Source organism: Brachybacterium sp. AOP25-B2-12 (assembly GCF_052378625.1).
Lineage (GTDB): Bacteria > Actinomycetota > Actinomycetes > Actinomycetales > Dermabacteraceae > Brachybacterium.
This window is the reverse complement of sequence record NZ_JBQSXW010000003.1, coordinates 32,191-44,236: the sequence shown is the minus strand read 5'-3', so window position 1 is coordinate 44,236 and position 12,046 is coordinate 32,191. Positions and strand designations below refer to the sequence as shown.

10 protein-coding genes are annotated in these 12,046 nt (G+C 73.1%); 8 read left to right on the top strand and 2 right to left on the bottom strand.

Annotated features, from left to right (window positions below; all coding sequences use genetic code 11):
• Positions 1-27: 27 nt before the first annotated feature.
• Complete coding sequence (gene tal / locus ACT3TZ_RS03050) at positions 28-1,137, bottom strand: transaldolase (RefSeq protein WP_444581922.1); 1,110 nt, start codon at positions 1,135-1,137, stop codon at positions 28-30.
• An 88-nt stretch (positions 1,138-1,225) separates the two neighbouring features.
• Positions 1,226-3,322, bottom strand: coding sequence for a transketolase (gene tkt / locus ACT3TZ_RS03045; RefSeq protein WP_444581921.1), 2,097 nt, complete (start codon positions 3,320-3,322; stop codon positions 1,226-1,228).
• A 240-nt stretch (positions 3,323-3,562) separates the two neighbouring features.
• Between tkt and ACT3TZ_RS03040 the strand changes: the two genes are divergently transcribed.
• The 8 genes from ACT3TZ_RS03040 to ACT3TZ_RS03005 all read left to right on the top strand — a co-directional run bounded on the left by ACT3TZ_RS03040 (position 3,563) and on the right by ACT3TZ_RS03005 (position 12,016).
• Complete coding sequence (locus ACT3TZ_RS03040) at positions 3,563-4,513, top strand: heme o synthase (RefSeq protein WP_444581920.1); 951 nt, start codon at positions 3,563-3,565, stop codon at positions 4,511-4,513.
• Between the two features lie 43 nt (positions 4,514-4,556).
• Positions 4,557-5,519 carry a site-specific tyrosine recombinase XerD gene (locus tag ACT3TZ_RS03035; RefSeq protein WP_444581919.1) on the top strand — a complete coding sequence of 321 codons (963 nt, stop codon included), beginning with the start codon at positions 4,557-4,559 and terminating at the stop codon, positions 5,517-5,519.
• 191 nt (positions 5,520-5,710) lie between these two features.
• Positions 5,711-6,580: a ParA family protein gene (locus tag ACT3TZ_RS03030; RefSeq protein WP_444581918.1), complete on the top strand. Its 870-nt coding sequence runs from the start codon at positions 5,711-5,713 to the stop codon at positions 6,578-6,580.
• A 7-nt stretch (positions 6,581-6,587) separates the two neighbouring features.
• A complete protein-coding gene (locus ACT3TZ_RS03025) occupies positions 6,588-7,433 on the top strand; it encodes a pseudouridine synthase (protein WP_444582083.1) in 846 nt (281 codons plus the stop codon).
• Positions 7,430-8,551: a prephenate dehydrogenase gene (locus ACT3TZ_RS03020; protein WP_444581917.1), complete on the top strand. Its 1,122-nt coding sequence runs from the start codon at positions 7,430-7,432 to the stop codon at positions 8,549-8,551. The genes ACT3TZ_RS03025 and ACT3TZ_RS03020 overlap by 4 nt, the downstream gene beginning before the upstream one ends.
• Positions 8,552-8,570: 19 nt before the next feature.
• The gene (der, locus tag ACT3TZ_RS03015) at positions 8,571-10,730 is read left to right on the top strand and encodes a bifunctional cytidylate kinase/GTPase Der (protein WP_444581916.1); all 2,160 of its coding nucleotides are present in this window, start codon (positions 8,571-8,573) and stop codon (positions 10,728-10,730) included.
• A 126-nt stretch (positions 10,731-10,856) separates the two neighbouring features.
• Entirely contained in the window at positions 10,857-11,330 is a 474-nt protein-coding gene (locus ACT3TZ_RS03010) for an NUDIX hydrolase (RefSeq protein WP_444581915.1), read from the top strand.
• A gap of 5 nt (positions 11,331-11,335) precedes the next feature.
• Positions 11,336-12,016 (top strand): hypothetical protein, encoded by a 681-nt coding sequence (locus ACT3TZ_RS03005; RefSeq protein ID WP_444581914.1) that lies wholly within the window; start codon positions 11,336-11,338, stop codon positions 12,014-12,016.
• The last annotated feature ends 30 nt before the right edge of the window (positions 12,017-12,046 follow it).

The following is a 12,046-nucleotide window of genomic DNA, read 5'->3' as shown; positions in this document are numbered from 1 at the left end:
CATGCCGCCGGCCCTCTGCGACCTGGGTCAGGCCCGGGTCTCGTCGATGGAAGCGGACACCGTCTCGAGCAGTTCGTTCCAGGCCTTCTCGAACTTCTCGACGCCCTCGCGCTCGAGCACGTCCCAGACGTCGTCGAGGTCGACCCCGGCGTCGGAGATCCGGTCGAGCTCGGCCTCGGCGCGCTCGGCGACGGCGGCATCGAGCACGGTGCCGATCACCGAGTGGTCCGCCACGGCGTCGAGGGTCTTCTCGGGCATGGTGTTGACCGAGGGATCCGCGACGAGCTGGTCGACGTAGAGGGTGTCCGGGTAGGCCGGGTCCTTGACGCCGGTCGAGGCCCACAGGGCGCGCTGGACGCGGGCGCCGGCGGCCTGCAGCGGGGCGAAGCGCTCGGAGGCGAACTGCTCGAGGTACTCGCCGAAGGCGACCTGGGCGTTGGCCACGCCCGCGGTGCCCTTGAGGTCCTCGGCGGTGCCGCCGAGCTCCTGCAGCCGGCGGTCGATCTCGGTGTCGACGCGCGACACGAAGAAGGAGGCCACCGAGTGGATGGTGGAGAGGTCGATCCCGGCTTCGTGCGCCTGCTCGAGACCGGTGAGGTAGGCGTCGATGACCGCGCGGTAGCGGTCCACCGAGAAGATCAGGGTCACGTTGACGCTGATCCCGGCGGCGGTCGCCGCGGTGATCGCGGGCAGACCCTCGAGGGTCGCGGGGATCTTGATGAGGACGTTGGGGCGCCCGACGAGGCCGTGGAGACGCGTGGCCTGCTCGATGGTGCGCTCGGTCTCGTGGGCCAGGCGCGGGTCGACCTCGATCGACACGCGGCCGTCGAAGCCGTCGGAGCCCTCGTAGATGCCCTCGAAGAGGTCGCACGCGGCGCGGACGTCGTCGGTCGTGAGGACCTCGATGACGTCCTCGACGCCCTTGCCCTCGCCCGCGAGGCGGGCGATGTCGGCGTCGTAGTCGGACTTGCCGGCGATCGCCGCCTGGAATATCGAGGGGTTCGTGGTGACGCCGACGACGTTCTCGGTGTCGATGAGCTGCTGGAGGTTGCCGGAGGTCAGGCGCTGGCGGGACAGATCGTCCAGCCAGATGGAGACGCCTGCATCGCTGAGTGCCTGGGTGCGGGGATTGGACATGTGCTCGGCTCCTGTCATGAGGTGGCCGCCCGGGGCGGCCGGGGTGTGCGGCGTCCGTCCGCCGAGGACGGTGCTGCCCCGGGGGAGATCAGCGGCGTGCCGCGGCGAGGGACTCCTGCGCCGCCTGCACGACGTGCTCGGGGGTGAAGCCGTACTGCTCGAACAGCGTGGCGGCGTCGGCGGACGCGCCGTAGTGCTCGAGGGACACGGCACGGCCGGCGTCGCCGAGGAACTTGTACCAGGGCATCGCGATGCCGGCCTCGACGGAGACGCGGGCCCGCACGGCGCTCGGGAGCACCGACTCGCGGTAGTCCTCGTCCTGCGCCTCGAACCACTCGGTCGAGGGCATCGACACCAGGCGCGTCGCCACGCCGTCGGCCTCGAGCTGCTTCTGGGCCTCGGCGGCGATGGAGACCTCGGAGCCGGTCGCGATGAGGATCAGCTCGGGCTCGCCGCCGGCGGCGTCCTTGAGGACGTAGCCGCCCTGGGCCGCGCCGTCCGCGGAGGCGTACTCCGTGCGGTCGACGGTGGGAACGGCCTGACGGGTCAGGGCCAGGCCCACCGGCTGCTCGCGCTGGGCCAGGGTGGTGCGCCAGGCGACGGCCGTCTCGTTGGCGTCGGCCGGGCGTACGACGGCGAGCCCGGGGATCGCTCGGAGCGCCGCGAGGTGCTCGACCGGCTGGTGGGTCGGTCCGTCCTCGCCGAGGCCGATCGAGTCGTGGGTCCACACGAAGATGTCCGGGACGCCCATGAGGGAGGCCAGGCGCACGGCGCCGCGCATGTAGTCGGCGAACTGCAGGAACGTGCCGCCGTAGGCGCGGGTGAGGCCGTCGACGTTGATCCCGGTGAGGATCGCGCCCATCGCGTGCTCGCGGATCCCGAAGTGCAGGGTGCGCCCGTAGCGGTTGCCCGGGAACTCCACCGTCTGGTTCTCCTCGGGGATGAAGGACGGCTCACCCTTCATGGTGGTGTTGTTCGAGCCGGCGAGGTCGGCGCTGCCGCCCCACAGCTCGGGCAGCACCGGTGCGAGCGCCGCGAGGACCTGGCCGGAGGCGGCGCGGGTCGCGAGGCCCTTGGCGCTCGGCTCGAAGGTCGGGAACGCCTCGGCGAAGCCCTCGGGCAGCTCGTGGGCCACCAGCCGGTCCAGCAGCGCGGAGCGCTCGGGCTGGGCGGTGCGCCAGGCGGCGAGCTTCTCGTCCCACTCGGCGTGCTCACGGGCACCGCGCTCGCGCAGCTCCCGGGTGTGGGCCAGGACCTCGTCGTCGACCTGGAAGTCCTTCTCCGGGTCAAGGCCCAGGATCTTCTTCAGGGCAGCGACCTCGTCGGCGCCGAGCGCCGCGCCGTGGGCGGCGCCGGTGTTCTGGGCGTCGGGGGCGGGCCAGGCGATGATCGTCCGCAGGGCGATGAAGGACGGCTTGTCGGTGACCTTCTGCGCCGTCTCGATCGCGGCCTTGAGCGCCGCGACGTCCTCGACGTAGGTGTCGCCGCCGCGCCAGTCGACGACCTGGACGTGCCAGCCCAGCGCCTCGTAGCGCGCCGGGGTGTCCTCGGTGAAGGCGATGTCGGTGTGGCCCTCGATCGAGATGTCGTTGTCGTCCCACAGCACGACGAGGTTGCCGAGCTTCTGGGTGCCGGCGATCGAGGAGGCCTCGTTCGTCACGCCCTCCTGCATGTCGCCGTCGGAGGCGATCACGTAGGTGAAGTGGTCGAAGGGGCTCGTGCCCTCGGGGGCGTCGGGGTCCAGCAGGCCGCGCTCGCGACGCTGGGCCATCGCGAAGCCGACGGCCGTGGCCAGGCCCTGGCCGAGCGGGCCGGTGGTGGTCTCGATGCCGTCGGTGTGGTGGTACTCGGGGTGGCCCGGGGTCTTCGAGCCCCAGGTCCGCAGGGCCTCGAGGTCGGAGAGCTCGAGGCCGAAGCCGCCGAGGTAGAGCTGGATGTACTGGGTCAGGCTCGAGTGCCCGGCCGAGAGCACGAAGCGGTCGCGGCCCAGCCAGCGGGTGTCCGCCGGGTCGTGCCGCATGACGTCCTGGTACAGGAGGTACGCGGCCGGGGCGAGGCTGATCGCGGTGCCCGGGTGGCCGTTGCCGACCTTCTGCACGGCGTCGGCCGCGAGGGCGCGGGCCGTGTCCACTGCGCGCTTGTCGAGATCGGTCCAGCCCTGGGGGGCCGTGAAGGTGTCCGTCACTGAAGTTGCTCCTTCCGTCGGAGAGGGCCGCGCAACGGCGCGTCCCTCGAGAGACGCTGACGCACGGGATCCCATGCGTCGACGCCTCCACTGTAGTCCGCCCCCCGACGCATGGGCCGTCCGTGATCATCGGCGCAATCCGGCGCGGGCTGCCGCTCCGCGCGAGCGGGCGTCCCCTAGACTGGGGAGGCTGCCGTGGGCCCCGCTCGGCATGCACCTCGCGCGGAAGGACGACGGCTCGTGACAGCCACGCACGGAACGGATGCCGCGACGGCACCCCGTCAGCAGGCCCCCACCCCGTCGTCCCCTCTGCGGACGCTCCGCGCCTATGTCGCGCTGACCAAGCCCCGCATCATCGAGCTCCTGCTCATCACGACGATCCCGACGATGTTCCTGGCGGCCGGCGGGTTCCCCCCGCTGCTGCTGATCGTGTGGACGCTGGTGGGCGGCTACCTCGCCGCCGGCGGCGCGAACGTGCTGAACATGTACCTCGACCGCGACATCGACGCGCAGATGAAGCGGACCCGCAACCGCCCGATCGTCACGGGGGAGGTCTCGCCCCGCGCCGCGCTCCTCTTCGGCATCGTGCTGTCGATCGTCGCCGCCGCCTGGCTGTGGCTGCTCGTCAACCCGGTGGCCTCGGCCCTCGCGGTCGCCGCGATCCTGCTCTACGTCGTCTTCTACACGATGCTCCTCAAGCGCCGCACCAGCCAGAACATCGTCTGGGGCGGTGTCGCCGGGTGCATGCCGGTGCTCATCGGCTGGTCCGCCGTGACCGGTGGGATCTCCTGGTCCGCGGTGATGCTCTTCCTCGTCATCTTCTTCTGGACTCCGCCGCACTACTGGCCGCTGGCCGAGAAGTTCTCCAAGGACTACGAGACCGCCGGCGTGCCGATGCTGCCCGTCGTCGCCTCGCGGCGATCCGTCTCGTACCAGATGATCGGGCACACCGTCGCGATGATCGCGGCGAGCCTGGCCATCGTGCCGCTGGGCCACACCGGCCCCGTCTACACCGTCGCGGCCGTGGCCACCGGCGCCTGGTTCCTGTGGCTGGTGATCCGCTACGCGGTGCGCGTGCATCGTGGCCTCACCGGCAGGGCGCTGGGGCCGATGGTGGTCTTCCACGCCTCGATCACCTACCTCTCCCTCCTGTTCGTCGCGCTGGCCGTCGATCCGTTCGTGCGGTTCTGAGCCGCCCGATCCCGACCGCGGTGCCGACCCTCCGAGCTCCGGCGTGACCACCGCTCCCCAGCGCCGCGGCGACGCCCGCGTGCTGGACCAGTACCTCGCCCACCTGCGCGTCGAGCGCGGGCTGTCGACCAACACGGTCGCCGCCTACCGCCGCGACCTCGTGCGGTACCTCGACCACCTCGCGGAGCTCGACGTCGATCTCGCGGACGCCGCGCCCGCCGACGTGACCGGCTGGATGCGGCGGATCCGCGAGGGGGGCGAGGGTCGCCCTGCGCTCGCGGCCTCGTCGGTGGCCCGGGCCCTGGCCGCGGTCCGGGGGCTGCACGCCTTCCTCGACGACGAGAGCTCTGCCGGCGTCCCGGATCCGACCGCCTCGCTGCCCGCCCCGGCACGTCCGCGCCGCCTGCCCCACCCGATCACCGTGGCCGAGGTCGAGCAGCTGCTCGATGCGGCGGGCCGTCCCCGCCCGGGGCGCCTTCCCGCCGAGCGGGCGCTGCGCGACCGCGCGCTGCTCGAGGTGCTCTACGGCTTCGGCGCCCGCATCTCCGAGGCGGTCGGCCTGGACATCGACGACCTCGACCTCGAGGGCCGCCAGGCCCTGCTGCGCGGCAAGGGCGACCGTCAGCGGGTGGTCCCTCTGGGCTCCTACGCCCGGGCGGCGCTCGACGCCTACCTGACCCGGTCCCGACCCGAGCTCGCGCGGACGGGGCGCGGGACGCCCGCCATGTTCCTCGGCGCCCGGGGCGGCCGGCTCACCCGCCAGGCCGCCTGGGCCATCGTCCAGGAGGCGGCCGAGGCCGCCGGCCTCGCCACGCACATCAGCCCCCACACCCTGCGGCACTCCTATGCGACCCATCTGCTGCACGGCGGCGCGGACGTCCGCAGCGTCCAGGAGCTCCTGGGGCACGCCTCGGTCGCCACCACCCAGCTCTACACCCAGGTCACGGTCGACTCCCTGCGGGAGGCGCACGCCGCCGCCCATCCGCGTGCGATCCGAGGGGCTTAGACTTGACCAGCGATCCTCCCGCGGCGACCCCGCCCGGCGGTCCCGGCGCATCGACTCCCCACGAGCGCCAGGCGACCCTCCCCGGACTGTCCCTCCCTGCCGCCGCGGGCCCGGAGCGCACCGAGCGCGGCGGCTCGAGCCCCAGGGCCCGGGACCGGCCTCCCCGACGACGCAGACGACAGGAAGACCACGTGAGCGACGCCAAGCAGACGCTGGACATCACCCTCGGACCGACGGGCCGCACGGTCCCGGACTTCCCGGAGCCCCCCGCTCTCCAGGGCCATGGACCCGCCCGCGTCATCTCGATGGTCAACCAGAAGGGCGGGGTGGGCAAGACCACCAGCGTCATCAGCCTCGGCGCCGCCCTCGCGGAGCTGGGTCGCAAGGTGCTGCTCGTGGACCTCGACCCCCAGGGCGCGCTGTCCGCGGGCACCGGGATCAACTCCTACGACCTCGACGTCACGGTCTACGACCTCCTCATGGACCGCCGGCACGACGTGCACGACGTCATCCGGTCCACCGAGACGGAGAACCTCGACGTCCTGCCCGCCAACATCGACCTCTCAGCCGCCGAGGTGCAGCTGGTCAACGAGGTGGCGCGCGAGATGGCCCTGTCCCGCGTCCTGCGGCCCGTGCTCGACGAGTACGACGTCGTGATCATCGACTGCCAGCCCTCGCTGGGGCTGCTGACCATCAACGCCCTCGCGGCGAGCCACGGCGTGATCATCCCGCTGGAGGCCGAGTACTTCGCCCTGCGCGGTGTGGCGCTGCTCGTGGAGACCATCGAGAAGGTGCAGGACCGGATCAACCCGCGCCTCGAGATCGACGGGATCCTCATCACCATGTTCGACGCCCGCACCCTGCACGCCCGCGAGGTGGTCTCGCGGGTCGTCGAGGCGTTCCCCGACACGGTGTTCCACACCACGATCAACCGCACGGTCAAGTTCCCCGACGCCTCCGTCGCGGCGGAGCCGATCACGAGCTTCGCCTCGGCGACCAAGGGCGCCGAGGCCTACCGCCAGCTCGCGCGGGAGCTCATCGCGCGCGGCGCGGCGGCCTGACCCGGTGGTGGGCACCGACGGCCGCGGCCGCCGCCGCAGCGACTTCTCCCCACCGCGCACCGTCCGTCTGCGCGCGGACGACGGCACCCGGCGCACCGCACCGACCGGGGACGCGCACACCGCCGAGGGGGAGCGCCTGCAGAAGGTCCTCGCCCACGCGGGGCTCGGCTCCCGGCGGGCGTGCGAGGTGCTCATCGGCCAGGGACGTGTGACGGTCGACGGCGCCGTCGTCACCGAGCAGGGGGTCCGGGTCGACACCGCCCGGCAGGTGATCCACGTCGACGGGCGGCGCCTGCAGCTGGACGCGGCGACCGTGACGCTCGCGCTGAACAAGCCCCGCAAGGTGGTCTCGGCAATGAGCGATCCGCAGGGCCGGCGCGATCTCACGGAGTTCGTCGCCGACAGCGCCGAGCGGCTGTACCACGTGGGTCGCCTCGACTACGAGACCGAGGGCCTGCTGCTGCTGACCAACGATGGGGAGCTCGCCCATCGCCTCACGCATCCCAGCTTCGAGATGACCAAGACCTACGTGTGCCGCTTCGACTGCCCCGGCGCCTTCCCGCGCGGCCTGCTGAAGGACCTCCGGGACGGCGTCGAGCTCGAGGACGGCCCGGCCGCCGCCGACTCGGCCCGCCTGATCGCCCACGACGGCCGCGAGGCCGTCGTCGAGGTCGTGCTCCACGAGGGGCGCAACCGCATCGTGCGCCGCATGTTCGCCTCCCAGGGCCACGAGCTGACGGCCCTGGTCCGCACCCGCATCGGTCCCGTGCAGCTCGGCGACCTCGCCCCCGGGGCCACCCGCCCCGTCGTCGGCCGGGAGCTGGGCACCCTCATGGCGCAGGTGGGGCTGTGAGCGCGCCGCTCGTGCCCTCGCCGGTGCGGATCATCGGGACCGGCCTGATCGGCGGCTCGCTGGGGCTCGCCCTCGGCCACGCCGGCGTGGACGTCCAGGTCCAGGACGCCTCACCGGGCACGGAGTCCCTCGCCGTCGAGCTGGGGGCCGGGCGTCGCCCGACCGCCGAGGACCCGGACCCGGTGCTCGTGCTCGTCGCGGCACCCCCGGACATCTCCGCGACCCTGGTTGCCCACGCCCTGACCGCGTGGCCCGAGGCGATCGTGGCCGACGTGGCGAGCGTGAAGTCGACCGTTCTGGACGGGGTGCGCCACCGGGTCCCCCCGGCGGCGCTCGAACGGTACGTGGGCGCCCACCCGATGGCAGGACGGGAGGTCTCCGGGATCATCTCGGCGACCGGCGACCTGTTCGTCGCCCGCCCGTTCATCGTCGTCCCGCACACCACCACGCGCGAGGACGCCGTCTCGCTGCTGCGCGCCCTCGCGCTCGAGGTGGGCTCCCTCCCGCTCGTGCTCGACGCCGCAGAGCACGACCTGGCCGTCGCCCACGTCTCGCACGTGCCGCAGGTCGTCGCGAGCCTGCTCGGTGCGAGCCTCCTCGACGCCCCGGAGACGGCGCTCGAGCTCTCGGGCCAGGGACTGCGCGACACCAGCCGCATCGCCGCCTCGGACCCCCGTCTGTGGGTCGAGATCCTGGGCGCCAACGCCCGCGCCGTCGGTCCGGTGCTGACGCGGATGCGGGACCGGCTCGACGGGATCATCACCTCGCTGGACTCGCTGGTCCCCGAGGACGAGGGCGATCCGGGGCGCCACGGGGAGCGGCGCCCCCTCGCCCAGCTCATCGACGACGGCAACCGCGGCGTGCACCGGATCCCGGGCAAGCACGGCGGGGCGGCGGACTCCTTCGCGACCATCGTGGTGCACGTCCCGGACCGCCCCGGGGAGCTGGGCCGCCTGCTCACCGAGATCGGGGAGATCGGCGTGAACCTCGAGGACGTGCGCATGGACCACTCGCTGGGCCAGCGGGTGGGTCTGGCACAGGTCGCGGTCGAGCGCGCCCGTGAGGACGGACTCATCGAGGCCCTCCGCGGGCGCGGGTGGAGCGTCGTCGACGCCTGAGTCCCCGTATCCTGGGGCGATGCATCCCGTGACGATCGCCATCGACGGACCCGCAGGATCGGGGAAGTCCACCGTCTCCCGTCTCCTCGCCCAGCGACTGCACGGGGGACTCCTCGACACCGGCGCGACCTACCGCGCCGTCACCTGGGCCTGCCTCGCCGATCACGTCGACCTCGCCGACCGCGAGGCCGTCGCGGCCGTCGCCGAGGACCTCGACCTCGAGCTGGGCACCGACCCCGACGGCGCCCGCGTCGTCGTGCGCGGCCAGGACGTCACCGAGCAGATCCGCACGCAGGAGGTCAGCACGGCCGTGAGCGCGGTCGCCACCAACACCCTGGTCCGTTCGATCCTGCAGGCGCGCCAGCGCGCGCTGCTGCGCGCGGCCGCCCAGGAGTTCGGCTCCGCCGTCGCCGAAGGGCGTGACGTGACCACGGTCGTGGCCCCCGACGCCGACGTGCGGGTGCTGCTCGGCGCGAGCGAGGAGGCCCGGATGCGCCGTCGCGCCGCCGAGCTCGGGCTCGAGGACAGCTTGGAGACCCAGGCCCGCATGCAGGATCAGGTGCTGCGTCGCGACCGCGACGACTCGAGCGTCTCGGAGTTCCTCACGCCCGCAGAGGGCGTGGTCCCGGTGGACACCACGGACCTGACGATCGACGAGGTCGTCGACGTCGTGGTCGGCCTCGTCGAGGACGTCCGGGCGCAGGCCGCCACGGACCCGGGGCAGGACCTCTCCGAGGCGCCCGACGACGCGGAGATCACTGCCGCCTGGCGGGCAGGGCTGGAGGACTACGACCTCGACGAGGACGACCTGCAGGTGCTCGCCGGCGAGGCCGTCGCGGGACCCGATGCGGCCCCCGAGCGGCGCCTCCCGGTGCTCGCCGTGGTGGGACGCCCCAACGTCGGCAAGTCCACCCTGGTCAACCGCATCCTGGGCCGCCGTGAGGCCGTCGTCGAGGACAAGCCCGGCGTCACCCGCGACCGCGTGTTCTACGAGGCGGACTGGGCCGGGCGCGAGTTCCTGCTGGTGGACACCGGGGGCTGGGAGGAGAAGGTCCAGGGCATCGCCCATCGCGTGGCCGAGCAGGCGGAGATCGCGGTCGACCTCGCCGACGCCGTGATGTTCGTGGTCGACGCCAACGTCGGGATCACCGAGACCGACGAGCAGCTGCTCAAGGTGCTGCGGCGCTCCCAGCGCCCCATCGTGCTCGTGGCCAACAAGGTCGACGACACCCGCGGGGAGCTCGAGGCCGCGGCCCTGTGGAACCTCGGTCTCGGCGAGCCGCATCCCGTCTCGGCCCTGCACGGTCGAGGCTCCGGCGACCTGCTGGACGCCGCCATGGCCGTCCTCCCGCTCGAGGGGCGCGGCACGGCGCTGAACAGCGGGCCGCGTCGGGTGGCTCTCCTGGGCCGCCCCAACGTGGGCAAGTCCTCGCTCCTGAACCGTCTGGCGGGGGAGAACCGGGTCGTCGTCGACGACGTCGCGGGCACCACCCGGGACCCGGTCGACGAGCGCATCGAGCTGGGCGGGCGCACGTGGACCTTCGTGGACACCGCGGGCATCCGTCGGCGCGTGCTGCAGAGCCAGGGCGCGGACTTCTACGCCTCCCTGCGCACCCGCGCGGCCCTCGAGCGCGCCGAGGTCGCGGTGGTCCTGCTGGAGGCCTCCGAGACGGTCTCGACCCAGGACCTCAAGATCATCGACATGGTGCTCGAGTCCGGCCGGGCCCTCGTGCTGGCCTTCAACAAGTGGGACCTCCTGGACGAGGAGCGGCGCGGCCAGCTCGAGCGCGAGATCGAGAAGGATCTCGCGCACGTCGCCTGGGCACCGCGCGTGAACATCTCCGCCCAGACGGGCCGCCACACCGACAAGCTGGTGCCGGCGCTCGACACGGCCCTCGCGTCCTGGGACGCCCGCATCCCCACGGCCCGGCTCAACGCCTTCCTGGGCACCCTGGTGGCCGCGCACCCCCACCCCCTGCGGGGCGGCAAGCAGTCCCGGATCCTCTTCGCGACCCAGGCGCGGACCCGCCCTCCGCGCTTCGTCATCTTCGCCACCGGCTTCCTCGAGCACGGCTACCGGCGGTTCATCGAACGCCGTCTGCGCGAGGACTTCGGCTTCGAGGGCTCGCCGATCGGCCTGGGGGTGCGGATCCGCGAGAAGCGGTTCCGCAAGCGCTGAGGTGCCTGTCCACGGCACCTGCACGGATGCGGGGGAGGTCGTCTCCCGTAGACTCGCACGCATGACGACGACCCGGGACGACCAGGGCGCACCCGCCCTCGACAACGATCTCCCGGGGGCCTGACCGTGGCCACGCCGGACTTCGTCCTGGACCTCCGACGCCGGATCGGGCACGACCTGCTCTGGATGCCCGGTGTCACCGCCTTCGTGTTCGACGCGGACCGCACCCGGATGCTCGCCGTGCGTCGGCGGGACAACGGGGAGTGGACCCCCGTGACGGGCATCATCGACCCGGGAGAGGAGCCGGCGCAGGCCGGCGCCCGCGAGGTCGCGGAGGAGGCCGGGGTCCTCGCGCGGCCGCTGCGCCTCGTGGACGTGCGCGCCCTGGCGCCCATCACGTACGACAACGGCGACATCGCCCAGTTCCTGGATCTCACCTTCGTCTACGAGCACGTCTCCGGGGATCCGCACCCGGCGGACGGCGAGAACACCGCGGCGCGCTGGTTCGCCGTCGACGGTCCGCCGCCGATGAACGATCGCTTCCGGGATCTCTACGCGATCGCCCTGCGCGACGAGCCGACGGCCGCGTTTCGCGCGTGAATGGGATGCACGGGCGACCGCGCCCCGGCGGTGCGCCGAGCGCGGGGACCGTGGTCGAGGTGCCGCTGTCCTCGAGGCCGGGGGACACCGCCGAGGTGTACGTCCTCGCCGATGTGGACCGGGATCTGCGCCCGCATGCCGTCCCCGGGCGTCCGGGGGCTCTCGATCCCTGGACCGGTGCCGCCCTCGTGACGGCGAGCGCCGGAGGGCGCGTCCTGCTCCCAGGGGCGTTCGTCCGCGCCGACGACCTCGTCCGGGCGCGCGTGGCAGGGCACCGCGCACCGCACGCCGAGGACCTCCGGATGCCGGCCGTCGTGCTCGGCGACGCCGACGACGCGGTGCTCGCCTGGGGAGAGACACGATGGCCTCTTCCCCTGGACGGCCGCCTCGCGATCCCCGCCGCACTGCGACCCGGCGTGCACTCCCTGGCGCAGCTGCGCCGGCTCGCGCTCGTGGCCCAGGGGCGGACCGAGGAGCTGGGACTGACCCTGTGGCGCCGGCCGGGCTTCGAGGTGCCCTGGCACGACGTGCGCCTGGCGCCCCGCGCCCGCTGGTGGTTCGAGCTCGCGCAGGTGCCCCCCGGCATGCGGTACGCCGATGCGGCCCGCAGCCAGCACGTCCCGATCGAGCGGTTCCTCCCGGTCACGAGGCGCCCGGAGCCGGCCCCGCACGAGACCGAGGGATGAACGCCCTGTAGCGTGGTCACCCCGGTCGAC